Here is a 26,842-nt window from a genome sequence, read left to right as displayed (position 1 = left end):
GGCGGCGCCTCGACGCTCAACGGGACGAGCGGCGCGGGCAATGTGATCGTGCAGGCCGGCACGCTGAGCCTCGGCGCCTCGAACCGTCTGGCGGACAACGCCACGGTCTCGGTGGCCTCGGGTTCGACCCTGGACCTCGGCGCCTTTGACGACACGGTCGGTCTGGCGTTGCTGAACGGGACGCTGGCGGGCGCGGGCACGCTGACGGCCGGCGAGTACGACCTGAACGGCGCGACGGTGAACGCCAACCTCGGCGCCGGGAACCTGTTCAATGTCGGCGGCGTCTCGACGCTGAGCGGGACCAGCGGCGCGGCCAATGTGATCGTGCAGGCCGGGACGTTGAGCCTGGGCGCCTCCGACCGTCTCGCCGATACGGCCACGGTCTCTGTGGCTTCGGGTTCGACCCTGGACCTCGGCGCCTTTGACGACACGGTCGGTCTGGCGCTGCTGAACGGGACGCTGGCGGGGACGGGCACGCTGACGGCGGGCCAGTACCAGCTGAACGGCGCGACGGTGAACGCCAACCTGGGCGCCGGAGCCCTGTTCAACCTGGGCGGGGTTTCGACCCTGACCGGGACGGCGGCGGCGGAGCAGATCTCGCTCAACGCCGGCACGCTGCGGCTCGGCGCCTCCGGGCGCCTGTCGGATACGGCCACGGTCTCGGTGGCCACGGGCGCGACCTTCGCCCTCAACGGCTTCAACGAGCGCATCGGCGCCCTGTACGGAACCGGCGACGTCAACGTCGGCGCGGGCAGCCTGACCTTCGGCGGGGTCGAGTCCGGCTTCGGCGGACGTCTGTCGGGCGCGGGCTCGCTGGTCCACACCGGCGGCCTGTTCACCCTTATGGGCGATCACACCGTCGCCTCGATCAGCAACACCGGCGGCGAGCTGCGCTTCCTCGGCGCGACCACCGGCGGCCTGTCGGCCTCGGGCGGCAGCGTGACCGGGGCGGGCACGATCGGCGGGGCCCTGAGGGCCTCCAACGGCGCGATCCTGTCGCCCGGCCTGGCCGGCGTCCAGGACGGGGTCGGCGGCTTCATCGCCGGCGGCCTGACGCTGAACGGCGGCGCCCTGGCCATCGACGTGCTGGGCAAGTCGGGCGGCGCCCGGATCGACCAGCTGCGCATCAACGGCGCGGCGACCCTCACAGGCGGTCTTCTGAGGCCGACCTTCCAGGGATCGGCGGCGACGGACTTCGACTTCTCGACCCGCTATCTGTTCCTGCAGGCCAACAATCTGGTGGGGACCTTCGCCAACGGCGGAAGCTTCACCGCGGCGGGTCCGGAGAACCTGTTCTGGCGGGTCCGCTACGACCTGAGCCCGAACGCGGCGGTGCTGGAACTGCGCGAGCTGACCAATTTCGACCCGGGCGAGACCGGCACCGGCAACCAGCGCTCGGTCGGCCAGGCCCTGTCGGGCGGCCAGCTGGCGGCGGCGGACGACTGGGCCGCCATCCTGGCCCTGATCGCCGGCCTCAGCCCCGCCGACCAGGCCGCGGCCTTCGACAGCATCAGCGGTGAACCGCTGGCGGACGTCACCACCTCGCTGTTCAGCGCCAACGACAGCTTCCTGACCGCGGTGCGCGACGGCGGGCTGAGCGGCCTGGACGACGGCGGCGAGGCGCTGAACTTCGTCGACCGGCTGAGCTTCACCGGCGGCCGCGAGACCAGCGCCGACCGTCTCGGCGACGTGCTGGGCGCCTTCGATCCGTCGGCTTCGACGGGACGCGGCGCGGGCGGCTGGGTCTCGGCCTACGCCGGCGACCAGACGCTGGACGGCAAGCCGGGCCAGGCCACGGTCGAGAGCAGCCTGAACGGCTTCGCCGGCGGCTATGGCGTCCGCAACGGCTCCATGAGCGTGGGCGCGGCCGGCGGGGTCACCCGTCTGGAAGGCGACGTCGCCTCGCGTCAGGGTCACTACGAAAGCGATCTGTCGCATGCCGCGGGCTATGCCGCCTTCGATGACGGAACCTGGGCGGCGGACCTGACGGCCTCCTTCTACGGCGGCGATCTGGACACCCGTCGCGGCATCACGATCGGCGCCTTCAGCGGTCAGGCCATCGGCAACACCCACGTCGAGGGCCAGTCGCTCTCGGCCAGCGTGGCGCGCCGCTTCCAGGTGTCGGACAACACCATGATCGCCCTCGGCGCCATCGGTACGGCGTCCAACGCCTCGGTCGACGGCTATACCGAAACCGGCGCCGGCGGCCTGTCGCTGGTGGCCTCGGGGATGGAGCGGGACTGGCAGTCGCTGCAGCTCAGCGCCCGCGGAACGCAGGACTATCGCGTCAACGGCCAAGGCTACCGGATCTATGCCGGAGCAGGCGTCATGGCCACGGCGGGCGACCGTCAGGCGACCGGCGACATGCGCTTCTCCGGAGCGCCCACGGGCTTCGGAACCTTCATCGTCGAGGGCGCTGAAACCCCGCCGCTGGCCGGGCTCGCCGAGTTCGGCCTGGAAGTCGGCGCCGGCGATGGCGTCACCGTCTCCGCCGGATACCGCGGCCTGTTCAGCGAACGCCTGCAGGACAACCAGGTCGGCGTGAAGCTCAAGGTCAGCTGGTAAGCATCAGTGCGAGGTCCCCGTCCGCAAGGGCGGGGGCCGTCGTCTGTTCCTGGCGAACCTTGTGCGTTGTCCCGCGACAGGCGATGGATTGAGTCCATGCCGAACGCCGCGGGAAGAGGCTGATGTCAGACCGGAGACCCCTGCTGGCCGGAGTCGAACTGGGCGGGACCAAATGCGTCTGCCTGCTGGCCTCGGGGCCCGACGACATTCGCGAGGAAGTCCGGATCGGGACGACCACGCCGGAAGAAACGCTCGCCGCCATCCAGGCCGTGCTGGCGCGCTGGCATGAGCGGGAGGCGTTCGCCGCCATCGGCGTCGCCAGTTTCGGCCCGCTGGAGCTCGATCCCGACGCCCCCCGTTACGGCTGTATCGTCAACACCTCCAAGGCCGGCTGGACCGGCGCCGACGTTCCGGCGCCGCTGCGCGGGTTCGGCGCGCCGATCGGGTTCGACACGGACGTCAACGGTGCGGCGCTCGCCGAGGGACGGTGGGGCGGGGCCCGCGGTCTCGACAGCTACGCCTATGTCACCGTGGGCACGGGCGTCGGCGTCGGATCGGTGGTGCGAGGCCGCACCGTCCGCGGTCTGGGACATTCCGAGGCCGGGCATTTGCGCATCCCGCGCCTGGCCGGCGAGACTTGGCCGGGCGTCTGTCCGTACCATGGGGATTGCGTCGAGGGGCTGGCCTCGGGTCCGGCGATCCAGGCTCGCGCGGGTGAACCGGGGGATCGGCTTGAGCCTTCCCATCCCGCCTGGAACGAAGTGGTCCACGCCCTGGCGGCCCTGTTGCACAATCTGGTGCTGACGACGGCGCCGCAGCGGATCCTGATCGGGGGCGGGGTGGTCGGCGGTCAACCCTTCCTGCTTCCCCGGCTGCGGACCGCGCTCGTTCACAGCCTGAACGGCTATGGCGCGGCGCCCGCGATCGTCGAGGGGATCGAGGCCTTCGTCGTGGCCCCGGGGCTGGGCGATCGCGCCGGTCCCCTGGGCGCCATCGCCCTGGCGGAGGACGCCCTGTCCGGGCGCTGAGCCGTGACGCGGGCGGTTCCCTTCAACGGGCCTCTCTAACCGTCGGCCAGCAGGGCCAGCAGGGCGAAACTGGCCAGCCAGTGCTCGCCCATATAGTCGCCGGTGACGTGGGGCAGGGCGGCGTCCAGATGCGCCCGCGCGGCTTCCAGAACGATGGGGCGGCGGGGATCGCCGGTGTCCAGCGCCGAGGCGATCTCGCGCCAGCACCACGCCCGGCTCAGGTTCAGCCCGTCGAGATGGGCGATCTTGCCGTCGGACCGGTCGCTGACGCCGACGGGCTGGAACAGGGTCGCGGGCTCGCCCTGCTCCAGCCGGGGCAGGAAGGCGTCGAACCACTCCGCGAAGACGTCAGGCGTCATCACCCGCCGCATCAGCACGGCCTCCATCAGGGCGGGCGACAGGAATTCGTCCTGCGAAGGCTCCCAGGCCTGACAGTCACGGTCGCCCGAATGCCAGCGCAGGGTGCGATCCCGGCACAGCGCGACGAGTGAGGCGTCGCCGGCGCCCTCGGCGTAGTCGAGCGTCAGCCGCAGGGCGAAGGCGGTGTTGTAGTGGGTCCCGACCCGCACCGGGTAGTCGGCGAGCGGCAGGAAGTCGGTGAACCGCCGGGCGAAGGCCAGCACCAGGGGCCGCAGGGTATCGGCCCGCCCGTCCCCGTGCCGCTCCAGCTCCGCCGCCAGCATCAGCAGCCAGGCCCAGCCATAGGGGCGCTCGAAGCCGCGGCTTCCCGGGCGGTCCAGATAGGCGGTCTCGGCGGCGACATTCTCCGGCGTGAACAGGTCGTCGGCCAGCGTCCGGATCCGCCCGGCCTCAGGCATGTCTGGATAGAGCCGCGCCAAGGTGAACAGGGTCCACCAGCCGTGGACGCAGGAATGCCAGTCGAAGCTGCCGAAGAAGATCGGGTGCAGGGCGCGCGGCCCCTGTACATCCTCCGGCCCGGACAGGACGTGGTCCATCTTGTTCGGATATTCCCGGGCGACATGGCCCAGCGCCGCCGAGGCGAAACGGGAGGCCGTGGCGGCGTCGAGGCTGTGCGTCATCTCAGAACCTGAAAGCAAGGGCGTACATCAGCGCCATATTGATCCCCAGCAGGATCAGGGCGGTCGGAATCTGGGCGCGGATGACCCCGTTCAGCGCCGAATCCCGATCCGGCAGCTCCAGCAGATTGGCCGGGACCACATTGAAATTGGCCGCCATGGGCGTCATCAGCGTCCCGCAGAATCCGGCCAGCATGCCGATGGCGCAGACGATGGCGGGGTTGCCGCCGAACTGCACGACCACGAACGGCAGGCCGATCGCGGCGGTCATCACCGGGAAGGCGGCGAAGGCGTTGCCCATGATGACGGTGAACAGCGCCATGCCGAGGCAATAGACCACGACGGCCAGGAGGGGCGAGGTCAGGGGCACCGCCTGGCTGACCAGCTGTCCGACCACGCCGCCGACATCCGACGCCAGAAACACCGCGCCCAGCGAGGCCAGCATCTGCGGCAGAAGGGCGGCCCAGCCGATGGAATCCATCAGCCGCCGGCCTTCCTGCACCGGCGCCATCACCGGCGGCCGCAGCCAGGCGATGGCGGCGAACAGGGCGATGACGCAGCCGAGGCCCAGGGCGATCAGGGTCGTCTGGGTCGGGGACAGCAGCCAGGCCCCCGCGCCGGTATGCTTGGCCGCCAGGGTGCCGCCCACCGCGACCAGGGGCACGATCAGGGCCGGAATGAACAGGGCGTTGCCGCGAAGCAGGGCTCCCTCGCGGCGCTGTTCCAGGGTGGTCGTGGGCGGATGGCCGACGCCCAGCTTCTTCAGCCCGCCGACGGCCACGAGGGTCAGAACCAGCACGCCGTTGCCCAGTCCGCCCAGCCATGAGCCGAACAGCATCGACCCCGCGATCAGGCCCCAGAAGAGGGCGCTGCGGATGCGCGTGGGATGGGCCCGGTCGCCGAGCGTCAGGACGGCGAAGGCGCCGAACATCAGCCCCACCAGCACATAGGCGTGGTCGAGGGTGATCATTTCGCCGCTCCGGCTTCGGCCGCCGCCGCGATGTCACGCTGCACCGAGCGATCGAACAGCAGCAGCCGCGCGCCGTGGACGGCGAAGGCCGCGATGGCCGTGGGGATGGCCCAGACCGACATCTGCAAGGGCTCGACGATGATCCCCGCCTGTTCGAGGAAGCCGACCATCAGGACGATGGAGCCGATGGCGATGAAGATGTCCTCGCCGAAGAACAGGCCGATGTTGTCGGTGGCGGCGGACATGGCGCGGATGCGGAAACGCAGGGCGTCGGGCAGGATCCCGCCGGCCTGGACCTCGGCCGCGCCCTCGGCCATCGGCGCCACCAGCGGCCGGACCATCTGCGGGTGCCCGCCCAGCGAGGTCAGGCCCAGGGCCGATGTCGCCTGCCGCACCAGCAGATAGCTGATCAGAAGCCGACCCGCCGTCGCCGCCTTGACCCGGGCGATCAGCAGCCGGGCCCGCTCCTGCAGGCCGGCCCGCTCCAGCAGGCCGATGACGGGCAGCACCAGCCAGGTGATGTGGAAATACCGATTGTCGTTGAAGGCGTTTCCGAAGGCCGCCAAGGTGTCGACCGCCGCCTGCGCCAGGGCGCGGGCGTCGACGCCGGGCGCCACCGCTGCCGCAACCCCCGTCACGATCGCGGCGAGCAGAATGACCAGCAGCGGATTGATGCGGGCGATGAAGCCCAGCACGACGACCGCGATCCCCAGAAGCACAAGCATTGGATTCTCTCCCCCGCCGGATGTTGCGCCTATCGCGCCGCTCAGGAAGCCTTTTTCGCACCATAGCCGCCGCCGCCCGGCGTCTCGATGACGAAGACGTCGCCGACGCCCATGCGAACCTCGGCGGTCGAGCCCAGGGCTTCACGCGCGCCATCGGCCCGTTCGATGCGGTTGACGCCGATGGCGCCGTCCTCGCCGCCGGCCACACCGAAGGGAGCCGTTCTGCGGTGGTTCGACAGGATGGCCGCCGTCAGGGGCTCGAGGAAACGCACGCGCCGCACCGCTCCGTCGCCCCCCCGGTTCGCCCCGGCGCCGCCCGAGCCGCGCCGGATCGAGAATTCTTCCAGCAGCACCGGGAAGCGGGTTTCCAGCACCTCGGGATCGGTCAGGCGGCTGTTGGTCATATGCGTCTGCACCGCCGAGGCGCCGTCGAAGCCCGGGCCGGCGCCCGAACCGCCGGCGATGGTCTCGTAATACTGGCGGGCGTCGTCGCCGAAGGTGAAATTGTTCATCGTCCCCTGGCTGGCCGCCAGCACGCCCAGGGCGCCATAGAGGCAGTCCACCACGGCCTGGCTGGTCTCGACGTTGCCGGCCACGACAGCGGCGGGATAGCGGGGATTGAGCATCGACCCTTCCGGCACGATCAGCCGGATCGGCTTGAGGCAGCCCTCGTTCAGCGGGATGGCGTCGTCCACCAGGGTGCGGAAGACGTAGAGCGTCGCGGCCCGGGTGATCGACAGGGGCGCGTTGAAATTGTTCGGCCGCTGGTCGCTGGTCCCGGTGAAGTCGACCACGGCGCTGCGAGCCTCCGCGTCGACATCGATGCGGACCCGGATGACGGCCCCGTCGTCCATCTCCACCGCGAAGACGCCGGGCTTCAGGGCGGCGATGGCGCGCCGGACGGCTTCTTCGGCGTTATCCTGAATATGGCCCATGTAGGCGGAGACCACCTCGCGTCCGAACTCCGTCACCATGCGCGCCAGCTCGTCGGCCCCCCGCGCGCAGGAGGCGACCTGGGCCTTCAGGTCGGCCATGTTCTGACCGACGTTGCGCGACGGATGGCGGCCCGAGGCGAACAGGGCGCGGGTCTCCGCATCCCTCAACCGTCCGGCGTCGATCAGCAGGAAGTCGTCGATCAGCACGCCCTCGTCCTCGACCGTCCTCGACGAGGGCGGCATCGATCCGGGCGTGGTTCCGCCGACGTCCGCATGGTGCCCTCGGGCGGCGACGAAGAAGGCGGGGGCGTCGTCGGCCTCGAGGAAGACCGGCATGATGACGGTGATGTCGGGCAGGTGGGTGCCGCCGTTGTAGGGGGCGTTCAGCATATAGACGTCGCCCCGCTTCATGCCCCGGCCGTCGGCCGCGTCGCCCCGCGAGCGGATCACGGTGCGGATGCTCTCGCCCATCGAGCCGAGATGGACCGGGATATGCGGCGCATTGGCGATCAGGGCGCCGGTGGCGTCGAAGACGGCGCAGGAGAAGTCGAGCCGCTCCTTGATGTTGACCGAATAGGCCGTGGCCCGCAGCGCCTCGCCCATCTGTTCGGCCGCGGCCATGAACCGGCTGTTGAAGACCTCCAGCATGATCGGATCGGCATCCGTGCCCAGGGCGGTGCGCGGGGGCAGGGCGGTCACGCGGGCGAGGAGCAGGTTCAGCGCATCATCCGCCGTGACGCGCCAGCCTGGCTCGAGGACCGTGGTGCCGGTGTCTTCCAGAATGACGGCGGGCCCGTCCACGGCGGCGCCGGGTCCGAAGGCGTCGCGGCGATAGACCGGCGTGTCGTGATCCGCGCCCGTCATCCGCACGGGGACGTGGGCGACGGCTGCCGGCGGTCCCTCGCTCCCGCCGGTGAAGGGCGTGGACGCCGCCTGGTCAGAGGCGGCGACGGCCTCCGCTTCCAGAGTCTCGACGACCAGCGCCTTGTCCTCGGCGAAGAAGCCGAAACGCTGACGGTGCAGCGCCTCGAACTCCGCCCGCATCTCGTCGGCGGGACCGAAGGGCACGGACAGGGGCGTGTCCGAGCCGGCGAATTTGATCTCGGCCCGGACCAGGACGGTGATGGAGCGATCGGCGAATCCCTGGGCCTTCAGCAGGCCGCGCGCCTCGGCGGTCAGGGCATCGACCCGGTCCGTCAGCGCCGTGTCGCCGGCGGCGTCGAGCGGCGCGGCCACGGTGGCCTGCCGGATGGCTCGCACATCGGCCAGACCCATGCCCCAGGCCGACAGCACGCCGGCGAAGGGATGCAGCATGACCCGCGTCATGCCGAGGGCGTCGGCCACCAGACAGGCGTGCTGCCCCCCGGCGCCGCCGAAGCAGTTCAGGACGTAGCGGGTGACGTCATAGCCGCGCTGGATCGAGACCGACTTGATCGCCTCGGCCATGTTCTGGACGGCGATGGTGACGAAGCCTTCGGCCAGGGCTTCCGGCGTCGTCGCGCGGCCCGTGGCGTCGGCGACCTCGGCCGCGAGCGCGTCGAACTTCTTCCGCACGGCGTCGGCGTCCAGCGGCTGGTCGCCCTCGGGGCCGAAGACGGCGGGGAACTGGTCGGGCCGCAGCTTGCCCAGCATGACGTTGCAGTCGGTGACGGTCAGGGGGCCGCCGCGCCGGTAGGCGGCCGGACCGGGCACGGCGCCCGCCGATTCCGGCCCGACCCTCAGGCGCGAGCCGTCGAAGCGGCAGATCGAGCCGCCGCCCGCCGCCACCGTATGGATGCTCAGCATGGGCGCGCGCAGCCGGACCCCCGCCACCACGGCGTCCGAGGTCCGCTCATAGTCGCCGGCGAAATGCGACACGTCCGTCGAGGTGCCGCCCATGTCAAAGCCGATGACCCGCTCGAAGCCCGCCGCCCGCGCGGTCCCGGCCATGCCGACCACGCCACCCGCCGGGCCCGACAGGATGGCGTCCTTGCCCCGGAAGGCGCCGGCCGCCGTCAGACCCCCGCTGGATTGCATGAACAGCAGCGGCGTGGCCTCGCCCAGATCGGCGCCCACCCGGTCGACATAGGCGCGCAGGATCGGCGACAGATAGGCGTCGGCCACGGTGGTGTCGCCGCGCCCGATCAGCTTGATCAGGGCTCCGACCTCATGGCTGACCGAGACCTGTTCGAAGCCGGCCTCGCGGGCGATCTCCGCCAGCCGCGCTTCATGGTCGGTGAAACGCCAGCCGTGCATCAGCACGATGGCCACGGCGCGCAGGCCCGCCGCATGGGCCGCCGTCAGATCGGCGCGGGCCCGGGCCTCGTCCAGCGGCTGTTCGACTGTTCCGTCGGCGCGGACGCGTTCGCCGATCTCGACGACGCGGTCGTACAGCTGTTCGTTCAGGATGATGTGACGGGCGAAGATGTCGGGACGGCTCTGCCAGCCGATGCGCAGGGCGTCGCCGAAGCCTCGCGTGATGGCCAGCAAAACCGGCTCGCCCTTGCGTTCCAGCAGGGCGTTGGTCGCCACGGTCGTCCCCATGCGGATGGCGTCGACGCGGCCTTCGGGCAGGGGGCCCGGCGCGGCGTTCAGGATGCGGCGCACCCCTTCCACCGCCGCGTCGGCGTACTGTTCCGGATTGTCGGACAGCAGCTTGCGCGTCTCCAGTCGCCCGTCGGGGGCCCGGGCGACGATGTCGGTGAAGGTGCCGCCGCGGTCGATCCAGAAGCGCCAGCCGTCGCGAGCGGAGATCGAGGGCGCGCTCATGAGGTCGCTCCGGCGGTTGGCCCGGCAGGGGAGGGGATGGATTTATGCAGATAGCCGGTCGCGGCGCCGTCCGTCCAACGACAACTTCGCGCCCCGCCTCAGGTCGCGCCGGTCGGGGTCACGCCGTGGCGGCGGCGACGGCCTGGCAGGCGATCCAGCCGTCGGGGCCGAAATCGGCGACGGCGGACTGGCCGATATGGATCTCGTGCACGCCGGTCGCCGCGCCGGTGGAGATGAGCTGCCCCGCCTCCAGCCGACGGCCGCGCCTGTGCAACAGGTTCAGCAGGAAGGCCAGGGAGTCCATCGGCCCGCCGGGGATGTCGACGGCCCCGCCGCTGCCGACGGTCCGGTCATCGATCGAGACCGTGCAGGTCAGGTCCGTGAGGCGATTCCGCCAGTCGGGAATCTCGTCTCCCAGGATCAGGCCGGCGTTGTTGCCGAAGTCGGAGGCCGTCACCGCCGGGCCTGACTCGTTGATGCCCGGATAGGGGCTGCCGGCGATCTCCACCCCGGAGAAGACCTGGTCGATCAGGGGGATGACCGAGGCGGCCGTCCAGTCGCCGCGGTCCGGCGCCGCGGCGCCCAGCTGGATGACGTATTCAGCCTCGACCGCGGCGAAGCCGCCGTCGATGACGGGGAACCGGGTCGGCTCCGCGCCCGCCTGCCAGACATTGCGGGAGAAGATCGGCCCCGCCAGCCGGCCCGCGCCGTATTGCTGATCCAGCGGCTCCCTGATCCGCCCCAGTTTCCAGCCCGCGATCCGGTCCGGCCAGAGGGCGATCGCCTCGTCCTGGATGTCATAGGCCTCGGCCAGGGTGAGGGGCGGCGGGCCCGGATAGGGCGACAGGGCCCGGCCCGCGCGGCGCGCCTCTACGAAGGCGCGCGCGATCGGCGAGGTGTTGGTCTTGTCGTATGCGTGGCTCACGCCGCCTCCCGTTTCACAACGACATTGCGCAGTACGGAAACCGGTGTCAATTTGAATCCGGCGACGCTCCCGCGGCGGCGCTATATCTCAAGGTCGCGGCCACAGCGACTGTCGACAGGATGGAAACATGACCCGGTTCTCGCAGCCCGCGCGCCTCGTCGCGCCCCTCGCCGTCCTGCTGGCGGCGCTGGTCCTGCCGCTGGGCATGGCCCAGGCTCAAACCCCGACGGACGCCGGCGCCGCGTCGTCGGCCCTGCCTGCCTTCCCCGGCGCCCTGGGCTGGGCCGCGGCGACGCCGGGCGGGCGCGGCGGACAGATTCTCCGCGTCACCAATCTGGACAGCGAGGGCCCGGGCTCCCTGCGCGCCGCGATCGAGGCCGAGGGCCCCCGCATCGTGGTCTTCGAGGTCGGTGGAGTCATCGACCTGGGCAAGAAGACCCTGAAGCTGCAGAATCCCTTCATCACCATCGCCGGCCAGACGGCGCCCTCGCCGGGGATCACCCTGATCCGCGGCGGCATGGACGTCACCGCCCATGACGTGGTGGTCCAGCACCTTCGCATTCGCCCCGGTTCGGCCGGCGGCGAGTGGATGAGCGGCTGGGACGAGGACGGCATCTCCACCATCGGCGCGTACAACGTCATCATCGACCACTGCAGCCTGACCTGGGCGACGGACGAGAACCTGTCGGCCTCGGGCCCGCGCTTCACCGGATCGACGCCGGCGGAATGGCGCCAGGGCACCAGCCACAACATCACCTTCTCCAACAATCTGAACGGCGAGAGCCTGGCCTATTCGACCCATTCCAAGGGCGAGCATTCCAAGGGGTCGCTGATCCACGACAACGTCACCGGCCTGCTGATCGTCGGCAATCTGTATGCTCACAACTATGAGCGCAGCCCGCTGTTCAAGGGCGGGGTGCACGGGATCATCGCCAACAACCTGATCTACGATCCCGGCCCGCGCGCCATCCACTACAATCTCGCGCCCGAGGAATGGGGCGAAGTCCCGTTCGAGGTCGGCAGGATGACGGTGGTCGGCAACGTCCTGCGCGCCGGGCCGTCAACGCCGACGGACCGTCTGGCCTTCATGATGATCGGCGGCGCCGGCGACGTGGAATACTATGGCCGGGACAATATCGCCGTCGACCAGGTCGGCGACCCCATCCGGATGTTCGGCCGCTACACCACCTCTCCGGCCCGGATCGTCGAGGTGCGCCGTCCGCCGGTCTGGTGGGAGGGGCTGACCCCCATCCCGGCCGTCGAGGTGCAGCGCGCCGTTCTGTCCAACGTCGGGGCCCGGCCGTGGGACCGCGACATGCGCGACGTGCTTCTGATCGCCGAGGTGGCCGAGGGGCGCGGCGAGATCATCGACAACGAGCGTGAGGTCGGCGGCTATCCCCCGGTGGTCGAGGCGACGCGCAAGCCGTTCAACCCCGACGACTGGGATCTGCGCTTCATGACCCCGCTGCGCGACGAGGTGCTGGACCGTCCCGCCGTGCGGCGCGGCACGTGAACGGCGCTGACACCGATGGCATAGCGGGCTAGACACAACGCAGGATCAGGAAAGACCTCCCGCGTGAGTGAAGCGAAACGCCCGTCCGGCAAGCCCGCCACCATCAACGACATCGCCCGGCTGGCCGAGGTGTCGAAGAAGACCGTCTCGCGGGTCATCAACAACTCGCCCTTCGTCAAGGACGACACCCGCAAACGGGTCGAGGCGATCATCGCCGAGCATGGCTACAGCCCCGATCCCCAGGCGCGCGGCCTGGCGTTCCGGCGCTCGTTCCTGGTCGGGATGATCTACGACAACCCCAGTCCGAACTATGTCGTGAACATGCAGCAGGGCGTGCTGGATGCCGTTCGCGGCTCCGGCCTGGAGCTGGTGGTCCACCCGTGCAACCGCGGCTCCGAAACCTTCCTGAACGAGGTGCGCGCTTTCATCGTGCGGCAGAAGCTGTTCGGCGTGGTGATGCCGCCTTCGGTGTCGGAAGACGAGCGCGTGGTCGCCATCCTGCGTGATGCCGACTGCCCCTATGTCCGCATCGCCTCGGTCTCGCTGGACGAGCCCGCCTGCATGGTCGTGACCCACGACAGCCGCGGCGGCGCGCGGGCGGCGCGGCATCTGGCCGAGCTGGGCCACCGCCGGATCGCCTTCATCTCCGGCCCTGACACCTTCCGTTCGTCGCACGAGAGGGGCCGGGGGTTCGCCGAGGGCCTGGCCGAACACGGCGTGACGCTGGACCCCGCCTATGTGCGGCGCGCGGCCTATACGTTCGAATCCGGCGTGGAGGCGGCGACGGAATTGCTGGCGCTGCCGCAACGGCCCACGGCCATCTTCGCCGGCAATGACGAAATGGCCATCGGCGTGATGAAGGCCGCCCGCGACGCCGGGCTGCGGGTGCCGGAAGACCTGTCCATCGTCGGTTTCGACGACCTGCCCATGGCCTCGCGCGTCTGGCCCAACCTGACCACCATCCGCCTGCCGATCCGCGACATGGGCCGGATGGCGGCCGAGAAACTGACGGCGCGCAGCCGCGGTCTGGATCCCGCCACCCTGGTCCAGCCCGAGGTCGACCCGTCGCTGGTCGTGCGGGACTCGACGGCGCCCCCCAGGCGTTAGAGTCCAGGTCGAAAGCCGACGCGCTGACGGTGCGCCAGGGGCGGAAAGCGGTCGTTTTTGGTCCCGGTCGAGCGCGCTGCCGCTCTCCCGTGCTGAACCGGACTGTCGCTGCGCCCTCAACCAGATGGTGCAATACTGTCGGAGATGTTAGCGTGCGGAGGGCAAGCTTTGCTTTAGCGAACCCGAAGGGGGCGTCGCATGCGAAGCATCCAATCCAACGGTCCCGACGCCGAATTCCATGGGCCTTCGGCGGAAGAACTATTGTCGTGCATCGCGGATGCCGTGATCAGCACCGACGAACAAGGCAAGATCCTGCTGTTCAACCCCGCCGCCGAGAAGCTGTTCGGCCATTCGGCGCCCGACGTGCTGGGCACAAGCATTCATCTCCTGATCCCGCCCCGCTTTCGGGAAACCCATGCGCATGACGTGGCGAGTTTCGGCTCGGCGCCTTCGGAATCCGCCCGGGCGATGGCAGGCGAGCGCGAAGTGTTCGGGCTTCGAAGGGATGGAACCGAATTCCCGGCGGAGGCGGTGCTGAGCCGCCGCTTTTTCGGCGGACAGGCCCTGCTTACCGTCGTCGTCCGGGATATGAGCTACCGGAACGCGCTGGACGAGCAACGGAACCTGATTGCGTCGGAAATGGCGCACCGGTTCAAGAATATCATGGCGGTCGTCAATGCGGTGATCTCGCTGACAGCGCGCTCGGTCTCGTCCGTCGAGGAATTTCGCGATGTCCTTGAAGGTCGACTGCGATCAATATCGCGGACCCAGGATGCACTGCTGGGGCCATGGCAAGACGTTCAGCTGATCGAGCTTTTGGAACTCGAGCTGGCCCCGTTTCGAAACGACGCCGGCGACCGTGTCGGACTCCATGGCCCGGTAGTGACCATTCCTCCACAACAGGCGGTGTCGATGTCTCTGGTGCTGCACGAGCTGGCGACAAACGCGGCCAAATATGGCTCGCTCAGCAACAGTGAAGGGTCTGTGCAGCTGGACTGGACGGTCGAACACGATGGCGATGCCGACTACCTCTTGCTTGATTGGACCGAGACGGGCGGGCCGCGCGTCGCGCTTCCGGTCCGGCGCGGGTTTGGCAGTGACCTGATCGAGCGATGTTTCGGGCCGTCCAGCAGCGTCATCAAATACAATCCGGAAGGCCTCACGGCGCATTTCCGCATCCGGCTTTGAACGCCACGATTTGCGGTCGGCCCGATCCTGTCAATCTCGCTCGAGCCAGTCGCCCACCGTTGGTCCGGAGCATCGAACCCCTGGCTGACGCCGGCGATGGGTCGGAAGCCGACCCAACCCTCCCGCCAGCCTTGCTCCCATCCATGACACCGGTTACCTAGACGTCGCGTTCCGACCCGGACAAGGTGATCCCATGTACTGCAAGACCTATCACGCCACCCACCCGGACATGATGGACGGGGTCACCAACGACCAGCTGCGCGAGCGCTATCTGATCGACGGTCTGTTCGAGGGCGGGCGCATCCGCCTGACCTACACCCACTACGAGCGCTTCGTGATCGGCGGCGTCGAGCCGGAGGCGGCGACGGTGAGACTGCCCGACCAGACCGAGCCGGCCTCGGCCGCGGGCCGTCCCTTCCTCGAGCGGCGCGAGCTCGGCGTGGTCAATGTCGGCGGCGCGACCGGCACCGTCACGGTCGACGGTCAGGCCTATACACTGGAGCCCAATGACGGCCTCTACATCGCTATGGGCTCGAAGGACGTCACCTTCGCCGGCGACACCCGCTTCTATCTGGCGTCGACGCCGGCCCACGTCCGCTACGAGACGAAGCACATCTCGCTCAGCCAGGCCGTGCCGCTGGAACGAGGCGCGCTGGAGACCTCGAACGAACGGACCATCTACCAGTACATCGTCCCGACCACCTGCCAGTCGTGCCAGCTGCTGCTGGGGCTGACGATCCTCAAGACCGGCAGCGTCTGGAACACCATGCCGCCGCACCTGCATGACCGGCGGTCCGAGGTCTATTTCTACTTCGGCCTCGGCGAGAACGACCGCGTCTTCCACTTCATGGGCGAGCCGGACGCCCAGCGGCATATCGTGGTCGCCGACGGCGAGGCCGTGGTGTCGCCGCCGTGGTCGATCCACATGGGTTCGGGCACGTCCAACTACACCTTCATCTGGGCCATGGGCGGCGAGAACCTCGACTACACCGACATGCACGTCCTCGACATCTGCCAGCTGAAATGAGCGGCTTCGACCTCAGCGGGCGAGTCGCCCTGGTCACCGGCGCCAACACCGGGCTGGGCCAGGCCATCGCGGTCGGACTGGCCGGGGCGGGGGCCGACATCGTCGCCGTCGGCCGGTCGGCGCCGACCGAGACCGAGGCCCTCGTCACTGGTCTGGACCGCGCCTTCAAGGCCGTCTCCGCCGACCTTGGCTCCATCGCCCCGATCGCCGACGTGGTCGCCCAGGCGGGCCCGGTCGACATCCTCGTCAACAACGCCGGCATCATCCGTCGCGCCGACAGCCTCGACTTCACCGAGGAAGACTGGGACGCGGTGATGGACACCAATCTGAAGACCGCCTTCTTCCTCAGCCAGGCTGTGGCCCGCACCTGGGTCGCCGACGGCCGGGGCGGCAAGATCATCAACATCTGCTCGATGCTGTCCTTCCAGGGCGGCATCCGTGTGCCGTCCTACACGGCGTCCAAGAGCGGCCTCGCCGGCCTGACCCGCCTGCTGGCCTGCGAGTGGGCGTCGAAAGGCATCAACGTCAACGGCATCGCGCCGGGCTATTTCGCGACCAACAACACCGAGGCCCTGCGCGCCGACGAGACCCGCAATCGCGACATCCTGGCCCGCATTCCCGCCGGCCATTGGGGCCAGCCGTCCGATCTGGCGGGGGCCGCGGTCTTCCTGTCTTCGGACGCCGCCAGCTATGTTCACGGCACGGTCCTGGCCGTCGACGGCGGCTGGCTGGCCCGGTAGGTTTTCGCCCCGGTCCGGATCTGACGCAGGTGGAAGGGTCCCTCAGTCCGCCAGACTGTTCATCCAGTCCTCGAGATTGGTCCAGCCGTCGCCGTTGCGGTCGGCCGGACCGTCCCCGGCGTCGGCAGGGTCCAGCCCGTTGGCCCGCTCCCAGTCGTCGGGCATGCCGTCGTCGTCGCCATCGATCCACGGCGTCCCGGCCTCCAGCGCGGGCCAGCCGCCGACCTGGCTCTGGCTGTCGATGATGCGCAGCGACCGCGAACGGACGCCGGCCACGATCCGCGCGTCCACGGCGTCGCGGACGGGACCGGCGCCCGCGCGCGCCAGCACCTTCGCCCCGGTCTCGCCCACCGGTCCGGCCACGGGGTCAGCCCAGTCCGGACGCGCCGCCATCCGGTAGCCGGGGCGGTCCGAATCCTTCACCAGACTCCACGGATCCGCCGGGACCTCGTCGTCCATTGCATTGCCTTCGAACCAGGCGCGGGCGAGGGGATTGGATTCCTCGAAGGCCCAGCGGCCCGTCGAGTCAGGACCCGGGATGTAGGCGTTGCCGATGAAGGCGTAGGTCGACAGGCTTTCGGTGTCGGCGTTGTAGCCCGCATGCGATCCTCCCCAGTCGTGGAAAACGTTTGAGCGGAACTCGAACCTCGGGCCTTCCGGATCGACCGACGGCGGATTGTAGTTGCCGGGCCGGGGCATCCGCGCCCGGTGCGCCGCCCACAGATTGTGGTGGAAGGTCATCCGCGCGCCATGCCCGCCCCGGACCAGCGACCCATAGCCGTGCTCGCCCTTGGCGTGGGCCGAGGCGTTCAGGGACTCGGCGATGATCGACCACTGCACGGTGACGTCATAAATCCCGCGCTCGGGCGGATCGTAGCGGCTGCCGACCGACAGGGTCTCGTCCACCGACCATGAGGCCGAGACGTGGTCCAGAATGATGCGCCGGCCGCGCTCGACAGAGATGGCGTCCGATTCGCTCCCGCTCTCGTCGCCGAGCCGCGATCGGATATGACGGACGACGACATCGTCCGCGGCGATGACCAGCGGATGGTCGCGCAGGGTGACCCCGCCGCCCGGCGCCGTCTGGCCGGCGAGGGTGATCCGCCCGCGCCGGATCGTCAGCGGCGACGCCAGCTGTATCGTCCCGCCAATATCGAAGACCACGGTGCGCGGCCCGTCGGCCTCGACCGCCGCGCGCAGGCTGCCCGGCCCCGCATCGTTCAGGTTTGTCACCCGGAGGACGCGTCCGCCTCGTCCGCCCAGCGCCATCCGGCCCGCGCCTTCCGCGCCTGGAAATGCGACAGGGCCGGCCGCCGCCGCCTGGGCCCGCGCGGGGTGTGCTTCCAAAGCCACGCAAACCAGCGTTATGGCCGCGCTTGCCAGGGTCGTGCGCAAAACCGGGGTTGCGAAAACGCGGATCATGAGGGTAGGCTCCGATTGATACCGGTGTCAGGAACTATTCCACGCCAATATGACACCGGTGTCAAACGGGACGGCCAACGATGTCGGCCCGCAAAAATCGATAGACCGGGGTCACCCCGGCGTCCTGTATGCCCAATTGGGAGGAGGCATATGATGCAAGCCATTCAGCCGGGGATGACCCGCGCCTTTCGCCGTACCCTGTTCGCGGGAGCGTCCGGACTGGCCGTAGCCCTCTCGCTGGGGATCGGGGCCGCCGCGGCGCAGGATGCGCCGCCTCCCGGCCAGGACGACACTACCGAGATTGACGAGGTCGTCGTCACCGGCTTTCGCGCCAGCCTGAGCGCAGGCCTCGAGGCCAAGAAGCGCGAAAACAACATGGTCGACGTGATCGTCGCCGAGGATATCGCCGACTTCCCGGACCTCAACCTGGCAGAGTCGATCCAGCGCGTTCCGGGCGTCTCCATCGACCGCGACGCCGGCGAAGGCCGCACGATCACGGTCCGGGGTCTGGGCCCCGACTTCACCCGCACCCGCATCAACGGCATGGAGGCCCAGGCCACCGCCGGCGGCACGGACTCCTCGGGCGGCGCCAACCGCGGCCGGGGCTTCGATTTCAACGTCTTTGCCTCGGAACTCTTCAACTCGATCACCGTGCGCAAGACCGCCGCGGCCGAGACGGAAGAGGGCTCGCTCGGCGCCACCGTCGACCTGCAGGGCACGCGCCCGTTCGACCGTAACGGCTTCACCGCCGCCGCCTCGTTCCAGGCCGGCTACAATGACCTCTCGGAAGAGTACAACCCGCGTTACGCCCTCCTGCTGAGCAACACCTTCGGCGCCAATGACGAGTTCGGCGCCCTGGTTTCGGTCGCCTACAGCGAACGCAGCCTGTTGGAGGAGGGCTTCAGTTCGGTCCGCTGGGCGCCGGCCGCAGCGCCGGGTTCGACCAACAGCGGCGGCTTCTGCAGCCCCGTCGGCTTCGCCCCCCAGAATCCCGGCAACAGCACCGCCAACGGCTCGAATGCCGCGAACTGCGCCACCGGCGTGGCCCGTCCGGCCAACACGGCCGCCAACAACACCGCCTTCACGACGGCGAACCAGGCCGGCGTCTTCATTCCGCGCCTGCCGCGCTACGGCCGCCTGACCCACGAGCAGGAACGCCTGGGCGTCACCGGCTCGTTCCAGTGGCGACCGGCCGAGACCACCCTGTTCTCGCTGGACATCCTGTATTCCAAACTGGACGCCACCCGTCAGGAGGACTTCCTGGAAGCCCTGTCCTTCAGCCGCAACGCTGCGGCCGGCGGCCAGACCCAGATCCACGTCCGGGACGCCGTGGTCGAGAACAACATGCTGGTCTACGGCCTGTTCGACAACGTCGATATCCGCTCCGAGAGCCGCTACGACGTGCTCTCGACCGAATACACCCAGATCAGCTTCTCGGCCGAGCACGACTTCTCGGATCGCCTGCGCGGCAGCTTCTACTACGGTCGGGCGGAGTCGAACTTCGAAAACCCGATCCAGACGACGGTCACGCTCGATCGGCAGAACACCCAGGGCTATTCCTGGGACTTCCGCGGCAATGCGGAAGCGCCGGTGATCAACTACGGCTTCGACGTGACCAACCCGGCCAACTGGGCCTGGCGAGGCGCCAACCTGGGCACGGGCCTGGCTGTTCTGCCGCGCTCGGAAATCCGCCTGCGGCCCAACGGCGTCGACACCCTGTTCACCACGGCCCAGGCCGACATCGCCTATGACGCCAGTGAGTTCGTCACCTTCAAGGCGGGGATCAACTTCAAGACCTACGACACCGATTCCTATGAGTCGCGACGCGCCGACGAAACCCTCGTACCCGCGCTGCCCGCCGGGACCACCGTGGCCAACATCTCCAACCTGCTGACGGGTTTCGGCCAGAATCTGGTTCCGACGGGCACAGACACCAGCTGGCTGCGGCCCGACCTGAACGCCATCGCCAGCCTGTTCAACATCTACTGCAACTGCGACACCGGCGTGCCGGGCGGTGACTTCCGACTGACCAGCATTACCAACGGCAACGCCCGCGGCGGCAACCGGTCGATCCACGAGCAGGATCTGGCCTTCTACGTCCAGGCCGATTTCGACACCGAACTGTTCAACATGCCGTTCCGCGGCAACATCGGCGTGCGGCAGGCCAACACCGTTCTCGAGGCCACCGGCTACAGCTCGACCGGGGGCGGCACCCTGGTGACCGGCGACAACGAATATTCCGACACCCTGCCGTCGATGAACCTGGTGCTGGAACCCGCCGAAAACCTGTTCCTGCGCTTCGGCGCGGCCAAGGTGATGGCGCGTCCGCCGATCAACAACAACCTGGCCGGCACCAACTTCCTCGTTCCGACAACCTCCCTGTCCACCGGTCCGAACTTCACCGCGACGATCGGCAATGTGAAGCTGGAGCCGTTCCGCGCGGACACCTACGACTTCAGCATCGAGTGGTATTTCGCGCCGGAAAGCCTCCTGTCCTTCGCCTACTTCTACAAGGACATCGACACCTACATTCAGCTCGTCCGCCAAGACCTTCCCTATTCGGCCCTGACGGCCCTGAACCCCTCGGCGTTCGCCCCGAGCTTCTGCAACGCGCCCTGCTCGGCCTCGACCATCTTCCAGCTGACCGCGGCGGTGAATACCGAAGGCGGCCCGCTGAAGGGCTTCGAGATCAGCTATCAGCAGCCCTTCCGTTTCCTGCCGGGCTTCCTCGCCAACACGGGCGTGCAGCTGAACTACACCCACGTCGAGTCCGAGATCGACTACTGCAACGATGCAACCTGCTCTGTGTTCGTCACCGCGGACCTGATCAATCTGTCGCCCCAGTCCTACAACGCCACCCTTTACTATGAGGACGACAAGTTCTCGGCGCGGGTCTCGGCGGCGATCCGGGATTCGTATCTCCAGAACGTGCCTGGCCGGAACGGCAACGCCATCGAAGGCAAGATGGAGACGTTCAACCTCGACGCCTCGGCCTCGTACCAGCTGACCGAACAGGTCCAGCTCACGCTTGAGGCCCTGAACCTGACGGACGAGGAGAACCATCAGTTCGTCGGCGACGGCGCTTCCCGCGAAAGCACCTCGGTCTATCATCACACGGGCCGTCAGCTCTTCGTCGGCGCCCGGTATCGCTTCTAGAAACGCGTTCTCCTGAACGTGCCTTGAGGGTCGGCGGCGTCAGTCGTCGGCCCTCTCTTTCTTTCGCTCCAACGCCGTCAGGACACGGCGTATAGGATTTCGGGATGTCCGCGCTGTTGAACCTCCGCCCGTCCGAAGACTGCCGCTGGGACATGGTCGCCCTGGGCGAGGTCATGCTGCGGTTCGATCCCGGCGAGCGGCGGGTGCGCAACGCCCGCTCGTTCGACGTCTGGGAGGGCGGCGGCGAATACAATGTGGCGCGGGCCATGGCGAAGACGTTCGGCCAGCGCAGCGCGGTCGTCACGGCCCTGCCCGACAATGATCTCGGCTGGCTGGCCGATGACCTGATCGCCCAGGGTGGCGTGGACCGCAGCCATGTCGTCTGGCGTGAGGCTGACGGAATGGGTCGCAACACCCGCCTCGGCCTGAACTTCACCGAGCGGGGGTTCGGCGTCCGCCCGGCGCGGGGCCTGTCGGACCGCGCCAATTCCGCGGCCAGTCAGATGCGGCCGGGCGAGATCGACTGGGACCGGCTGTTCGGTGGGGAGGGCGTCCGCTGGTTCCACACCGGCGGCATCTTCGCCGCCCTGTCCGCCTCGACCGCGGAGGTCGCGATCGAGGCTGTGGAGGCCGCCCGGCGGCACGGGACGGTGGTGTCCTATGACCTCAACTATCGCGCCAGCCTGTGGGACAGCCATCCGGACCCGGACGCCGCCCGCCGCGTGAACCGCGCCATCGCGGGCGCCGTCGACGTGATGATCGGCGATGGTCACGGGTTCCGGACCTGTCTTGGCGTCGACGTCAAAGGGGCGGCGACAGGTGATGACGCGGACCTCGGAGCGTCCGGCTTCGCCGCGGCCGCCGAGGCGTTCTCCGGCCTCTATCCCGGGGTGAAGGTCGTCGCCGCCACCTTGCGCCGCCCGTCGACGGCCAGCCGCAACGACTGGTCGGCGGCGGCATGGAGCGGGAACCAACTGCACATGGCGCCGGTCTGGACCGATCTGGAAATCCTCGACCGGGTCGGGGGCGGGGACAGCTTCGTCTCTGGCCTGGCCTGGGCGCTGATGAAAGGCCTGCCGGTCGGCGAGGCGGTCGCCTGGGGGGCCGCCCACGGCGCCCTGGCCATGACGACTCCCGGCGACGCCTCCATGGTTTCGCGTCAGGAGATCGAGGCTCTGCTGGCCGGCGGCGACGGCCGGTCGATCCGGTGATTCCGTGCTGACCCGTCGCGGCGCTCTGGGTGCGCTGGCGGCGGCCGCGGCGCTGCCCGCCCGCCCGGTTCGTGCGTCGACGTCGCCGCGCGCCAGCACGACCCATGGCCCGGTCATCGGTTTGCGCGATGGCGGAATCCTCAGCTTCAAGGGTGTGCGCTACGGCGCCGACACCCGTCAGACCCGGTTCCAGCCGCCGCGTCCGCCGGCTCCCTGGACGCGACCCGTCGAGGCGGTGGACTACGGCGCCGCCTGTCCCCAGCCGGGCGGCGAACCGAACCAGTCCGAAGACTGCCTGTTTCTGAACGTCTGGACGCCCGGGCTGGACGCCGGGCGTCGGCCGGTCATGGTCTATGTCCACGGCGGCGCCTATTCGACCGGTTCGGGCTCATCGCCTCTGACCGATGGGGCGAGGCTGGCCGCGCGAGGCGATGTGGTCGTGGTCACGCTGAACCACCGGCTCAACCTGTTCGGTTACGCCTATATGGCCCGGCTGGACGCCAGCCTTCCGCATTCGGGCAATGCGGGACAGCTGGACCTGGTTCTGGCGCTGCGCTGGGTGAGGGACAATATCGCGGCCTTCGGCGGCGATCCGGATCGGGTCATGCTCTTCGGCCAGTCGGGCGGCGGCGCCAAGATCGCCACCCTGATGGCCATGCCGGCGGCCTCCGGGCTGTTTCACCGCGCCGCGACGATGAGCGGCCAGCAGGTCACAGCGTCCGGTCCTCTGAACGCCGGACGACGCACCCGGGCCTGGCTCGATGCGTCAGGCGTCGCGCCCGACCGGGTCCGCGATCTGCACCGGACCCCGGCGGAGGCGCTGCTTGAGGCCGCCCGGATCACGGACCCTGTGCTGGGCTATGGCAGCCTGTATTTCGGCCCGGTGGTCGATCAGCAGAGTCTGTTTCGTCACCCCTTCTACCCGGACGCGCCGGCCCAGTCGGCGGGGGTGCCCATGATCATCGGCGCCACCCGGGACGAGACCCTGGCCTTCCTCGGCGGCGATTCCGCCAACGCCGGACTGACGTGGGAGAGCCTTCCGGCGCGGATGTCGCCCGAGGTGATGCGGATCGATGTCGCCCCGGAGACCGTGATCGCCGAGTACCGGCGTCTGCACCCCGACTGGTCGCCGGACCAGGTGCTGATCGGCGCCTCCACCGCCGGCCGGTCATGGCGCGCGGCGGTCATCGAAGCCGAGGCGCGGGCCGTCCAGGGGGCGCCGGCCTGGGTCTATCAGATGGACTTTCCCGGAACCCTGGAGAACGGCCGATCCGGCGCCTTCCACACGGTGGATATCCCTCTGGCGTTCGACAATGTGGACGCCGCCGGATCGCGGGTTACGGGCCCGGGCGCCCACGCCGTCGCCGCTCGCCTGAGCGAGGCCTTCATCGCCTTTGCGCGCTCGGGCGATCCGAACCATCCCGGCCTTCCGGTCTGGGTCCCGTATGGCCTTCCTGACCGCGAGACGATGGTGTTCGATGTCGAGACCCGGCTGGAGAACGATCCTCGCGGGGCCGAGCGCCGCTTCTTCGCCATGACGCCCTATGTCCAGCCCGGGACCTAGGGGCGCTTCCTGATCACGAGATTGCGGATCTCGGTCATATCTTCCATGGCGAACTTGACCCCCTCGCGGCCGAGCCCTGAATCCTTGACGCCGCCGTAGGGCATGTTGTCGACCCGGTAACTGGGCACGTCGCCGATCAAGACGCCGCCGACCTCCAGCACCTCCCAGGCGCGCATGGCCTTGTGGATGTCGCGGGTGAAGACGCCCGCCTGCAGGCCGAAGCGGCTGTCGTTGACCTCTTCCAGCGCCGCCTCGAAATCGGAGAAGCGCGACAGGATCGCGACCGGCCCGAACGCCTCCTCGTCACGAATTTTCAGCCCGCGTCCGACGCCCTCCAGCAGCGTGGCCTCCAGCATCGCCCCCTTGCGTCCTCCGCCGCACAGCAAGGTCGCTCCGGCGGCGACATCGTCGGCGATCCACTCCTCCAGCCGTCGGGCTTCCGTCTCGTCGATCATGGGGCCGATGAAGACGTTTTCATCCTGGGGATCGCCGGACACCAGCGCGCGCGTCTTCGTCACCAGCCTGTCCCTCAAGGCGTCATAGACGTCGTCATGGATCAGGATGCGCTGCACCCCGATGCAGGACTGGCCCGACTGGTAGAAGGCGCCGAAGATGATCCGGTCGGCGGCGTCTTCCAGATCCGTGTCGTGGTCGACGATCACCGCGGCATTGCCGCCCAGCTCCAGCACCACCTTCTTCTTGCCGGACCTTGCCTTGAGCGCCCAGCCGACCTCCGGCGAGCCGGTGAAGGACAACAGTTTCAGCCTGTCGTCCGTCGTGAACAGGTCGGCCCCGTCACGGGTCGCCGGCAGGATGGAGAAGGCCCCCCTGGGCAGATTCGTTTCTGCCAGGACTTCGCCGATGATCAGCGCCCCCAGCGGCGTGCGCGACGCCGGCTTCATCATGAACGGGCAGCCCACGGCCAACGCCGGGGCGATCTTGTGCGCCGCGAGGTTCAGGGGAAAATTGAAGGGCGAAATGAAGGAGCAGGGGCCGATCGGGACACGCTTCCACATGCCCTGATAGCCCTTCGCCCGGGCCGAGATGTCCAGGGGCTGGACTTCTCCGGTCATGCGGACGGACTCCTCGGCCGCGATCCGGAAGGTGTCGATCAACCGGCCGACCTCGCCCCTGGAATCCTTGATCGGCTTGCCCGCCTCGATGCACAGGGCATAGGCCAGTTCGTCGAACCGTTCCTGGAACCGCGTCACGCAATGGGCGAGGACCGCCTGCCGCTCATAGGCCGCCATCTCAGCCATGGGCCGGGTCGCCTCGACCGCGGCCCCGATGGCCTTGTCGATGGTTGCTGCGTCGGCCATGGCGACGCGGGTCGCCACCTTGCCCGAGTATTTGTCGGTGACCTCCAGGTCCTGATTGGGGGTCAGCGCCTCATTGGCGAGGTACAGTGGATAGGACGTTTTCAGGGACGGCATGGGATCGCTCCGGAACAGGACTGACCGCCAGCCTACAGCCCGGGGCTCGGCTCGCGTATGTCCTTGCTCAGGATTTTGGTCGCATTCCAGGCGGCCAAGGTGAAAAGAAGCGACCGCGCGGCTTCCCGCGCGACGCCTCCTACGGGCTCGCCCGTCAGTGTCAGCCGATCCCAGCCGGCGGCTTCTAGACCTTCGCCGGCGCATAGCGCGGCGACAGCAGGTGGATGACCAGCAGCGCGATCAGATAGGCCGAGGCGGCGACGACGAAGATCGGCGTGTAGCTGCCGATCTTTTCCAGAACGAAGCCCGCGTATTTGGCCATGGCCATGCCGCCGAAGCCGCCGATCATGCCGCCGATGCCGACGACGGACCCCACGGCCGATCGCGGGAAGACATCCCCCGGCATGGCGTAGAGGTTGGCCGAGAAGCCCTGGTGGGCGGCGGTCGCGACGCCGATGATCAGGACCGCGGTCCAGACGTTCGACGCCATGCCGGCGAAGGCCACCGGAAGGACGGCCAGGGCGCAGATGAGCATGGTCAGCTTGCGCGCTGCGTTGAGACTCATGCCCCGTTTGAGGAACTGCCCGGACAGCCAGCCGCCGCCGATCGAGCCCACGTCGCTCATCAGATAGATGGCGATCAGCGGCGGGCCGAAGGTCAGAAGGTTGAGATCGTACTGGGTCCCGAGGAAGCCCGGCAGCCAGAACAGGAAGAACCACCAGATCGGGTCGATCAGGAATTTGCCCAGCGCATAGGCCCAGGTCTCCTTGACCGTCAGCAGCTTCAACCAGCTGATCTTGTGCGCGGGATCGGGGGCGTCCTGGGCGATATAGTCGAGTTCTTCGGGGGTGACCTTGCTGTGCTCGCCCGGGCGCTTGTAGACCATGAACCAGATCGGCACCCAGATCATGCCGGCCGCACCGACGATGATCAGGGCCATCCGCCAGTTCGGATCCTCGGCCGTGCCGAGCCAGACGGAGGCGATCAGCGGTATGATCAGGGGCGTCACGATCGCCCCGATATTGGTCCCCGCGTTGAACAGACCGACAGCGAAGGCGCGTTCCTTCTTGGGGAACCATTCGGTGACCGCCTTGATGCCGGCGGGGAAGCCGCCGCCCTCGCCGACGCCCAGCGCCAGGCGGACGAAGATGGCGTGGTTGAGGTTGCGGATTCCGGCGTGGGCGATGAAGGCGATCTGCCAGATGATGAAGGCGAGCCCGAAGCCCCAGCGGGCTCCGATCTTGTCGACGATCCGGCCCCACAGCAGGTAGGACACGGCATAGGCCGCCTGGAACCAGAAGATGATGTTGGCGAAGTCGCCCTCGGTCCAGCCGAACTCGCCCATCAGGGTGGGCTTCAGCACGCCGATGGCCTGACGGTCGACGTAGTTGATGACCATGGCGGCGAACAGCAGCCACACCACCACCCAGCGGTATTTACCGGGGGGCGCCGGCTGGTTCGCGGTCACGCCTGCAACGTCGCCCATGATCGCCTCGTCCCGTCTGTTTCCCGGCCGGCCCGCCCTGTTCCCGGGCGGTTGTCGGCGAT

At 68.9% G+C, this 26,842-nt stretch carries 18 protein-coding genes; 10 read left to right on the top strand and 8 right to left on the bottom strand.

Annotated features, from left to right (window positions below; all coding sequences use genetic code 11):
* On the top strand, positions 1-2,565 hold a 2,565-nt coding region (locus WC555_RS04245), incomplete at its 5' end, for an autotransporter domain-containing protein (RefSeq protein ID WP_373251436.1).
* A gap of 122 nt (positions 2,566-2,687) precedes the next feature.
* Positions 2,688-3,593 carry an ROK family protein gene (locus WC555_RS04240; RefSeq protein WP_373251434.1) on the top strand — a complete coding sequence of 302 codons (906 nt, stop codon included), beginning with the start codon at positions 2,688-2,690 and terminating at the stop codon, positions 3,591-3,593.
* A 35-nt stretch (positions 3,594-3,628) separates the two neighbouring features.
* Here WC555_RS04240 and WC555_RS04235 read toward each other — a convergent pair whose 3' ends face one another.
* From WC555_RS04235 to WC555_RS04215, 5 genes are all read right to left on the bottom strand, one after another.
* Positions 3,629-4,633: a DUF2891 domain-containing protein gene (locus WC555_RS04235; RefSeq protein WP_373251433.1), complete on the bottom strand. Its 1,005-nt coding sequence runs from the start codon at positions 4,631-4,633 to the stop codon at positions 3,629-3,631.
* A 1-nt stretch (position 4,634) separates the two neighbouring features.
* Positions 4,635-5,600 (bottom strand): DUF979 domain-containing protein, encoded by a 966-nt coding sequence (locus WC555_RS04230; RefSeq protein WP_373251431.1) that lies wholly within the window; start codon positions 5,598-5,600, stop codon positions 4,635-4,637.
* Entirely contained in the window at positions 5,597-6,325 is a 729-nt protein-coding gene (locus WC555_RS04225; protein ID WP_373251428.1) for a DUF969 domain-containing protein, read from the bottom strand. Before WC555_RS04225 ends, WC555_RS04230 begins: the two co-directional genes overlap by 4 nt.
* A gap of 41 nt (positions 6,326-6,366) precedes the next feature.
* Positions 6,367-10,008, bottom strand: a complete 3,642-nt coding sequence (locus tag WC555_RS04220) for a hydantoinase B/oxoprolinase family protein (protein WP_373251426.1) — start codon at positions 10,006-10,008, stop codon at positions 6,367-6,369.
* A 118-nt stretch (positions 10,009-10,126) separates the two neighbouring features.
* A complete protein-coding gene (locus WC555_RS04215) occupies positions 10,127-10,933 on the bottom strand; it encodes a 2-keto-4-pentenoate hydratase (RefSeq protein ID WP_373251425.1) in 807 nt (268 codons plus the stop codon).
* Positions 10,934-11,060: 127 nt separating this feature from the next.
* On the opposite strand from WC555_RS04215, the gene WC555_RS04210 reads away from it, so the two are divergent.
* The 5 genes from WC555_RS04210 to kduD all read left to right on the top strand — a co-directional run bounded on the left by WC555_RS04210 (position 11,061) and on the right by kduD (position 16,508).
* Positions 11,061-12,446, top strand: coding sequence for a polysaccharide lyase family 1 protein (locus tag WC555_RS04210; protein WP_373251423.1), 1,386 nt, complete (start codon positions 11,061-11,063; stop codon positions 12,444-12,446).
* Between the two features lie 63 nt (positions 12,447-12,509).
* On the top strand, positions 12,510-13,553 hold the full coding sequence (locus WC555_RS04205; protein WP_373251421.1) for a LacI family DNA-binding transcriptional regulator: 1,044 nt from the start codon (positions 12,510-12,512) through the stop codon (positions 13,551-13,553).
* Positions 13,554-13,751: 198 nt separating this feature from the next.
* Positions 13,752-14,741, top strand: a complete 990-nt coding sequence (locus WC555_RS04200; RefSeq protein ID WP_373251419.1) for an HWE histidine kinase domain-containing protein — start codon at positions 13,752-13,754, stop codon at positions 14,739-14,741.
* 193 nt (positions 14,742-14,934) lie between these two features.
* On the top strand, positions 14,935-15,768 hold the full coding sequence (gene kduI, locus WC555_RS04195) for a 5-dehydro-4-deoxy-D-glucuronate isomerase (RefSeq protein WP_373251417.1): 834 nt from the start codon (positions 14,935-14,937) through the stop codon (positions 15,766-15,768).
* On the top strand, positions 15,765-16,508 hold the full coding sequence (kduD, locus tag WC555_RS04190; RefSeq protein ID WP_373251415.1) for a 2-dehydro-3-deoxy-D-gluconate 5-dehydrogenase KduD: 744 nt from the start codon (positions 15,765-15,767) through the stop codon (positions 16,506-16,508). Before kduI ends, kduD begins: the two co-directional genes overlap by 4 nt.
* Positions 16,509-16,550: 42 nt before the next feature.
* Here kduD and WC555_RS04185 read toward each other — a convergent pair whose 3' ends face one another.
* Complete coding sequence (locus WC555_RS04185; RefSeq protein ID WP_373251411.1) at positions 16,551-17,741, bottom strand: polysaccharide lyase family 1 protein; 1,191 nt, start codon at positions 17,739-17,741, stop codon at positions 16,551-16,553.
* 339 nt (positions 17,742-18,080) lie between these two features.
* Between WC555_RS04185 and WC555_RS04180 the strand changes: the two genes are divergently transcribed.
* The 3 genes from WC555_RS04180 to WC555_RS04170 all read left to right on the top strand — a co-directional run bounded on the left by WC555_RS04180 (position 18,081) and on the right by WC555_RS04170 (position 23,861).
* Positions 18,081-21,086, top strand: a complete 3,006-nt coding sequence (locus WC555_RS04180) for a TonB-dependent receptor (protein ID WP_373251408.1) — start codon at positions 18,081-18,083, stop codon at positions 21,084-21,086.
* 104 nt (positions 21,087-21,190) lie between these two features.
* Positions 21,191-22,297 carry a PfkB family carbohydrate kinase gene (locus WC555_RS04175; RefSeq protein WP_373251406.1) on the top strand — a complete coding sequence of 369 codons (1,107 nt, stop codon included), beginning with the start codon at positions 21,191-21,193 and terminating at the stop codon, positions 22,295-22,297.
* Positions 22,298-22,301: 4 nt separating this feature from the next.
* On the top strand, positions 22,302-23,861 hold the full coding sequence (locus WC555_RS04170; protein ID WP_373251403.1) for a carboxylesterase/lipase family protein: 1,560 nt from the start codon (positions 22,302-22,304) through the stop codon (positions 23,859-23,861).
* Here WC555_RS04170 and WC555_RS04165 read toward each other — a convergent pair.
* Positions 23,858-25,294 carry an aldehyde dehydrogenase family protein gene (locus WC555_RS04165; protein ID WP_373251401.1) on the bottom strand — a complete coding sequence of 479 codons (1,437 nt, stop codon included), beginning with the start codon at positions 25,292-25,294 and terminating at the stop codon, positions 23,858-23,860. The two genes, WC555_RS04170 and WC555_RS04165, sit on opposite strands and share 4 nt — an antisense overlap.
* Positions 25,295-25,478: 184 nt before the next feature.
* Positions 25,479-26,780: an MFS transporter gene (locus WC555_RS04160; protein ID WP_373251399.1), complete on the bottom strand. Its 1,302-nt coding sequence runs from the start codon at positions 26,778-26,780 to the stop codon at positions 25,479-25,481.
* Positions 26,781-26,842: the final 62 nt, after the last annotated feature.

The organism is Brevundimonas sp. (genome assembly GCF_041648615.1).
Classification (GTDB): domain Bacteria; phylum Pseudomonadota; class Alphaproteobacteria; order Caulobacterales; family Caulobacteraceae; genus Brevundimonas.
The sequence above is the reverse complement of the archived record's forward strand: the minus strand, read 5'-3'. Positions and strand labels throughout refer to the sequence as shown.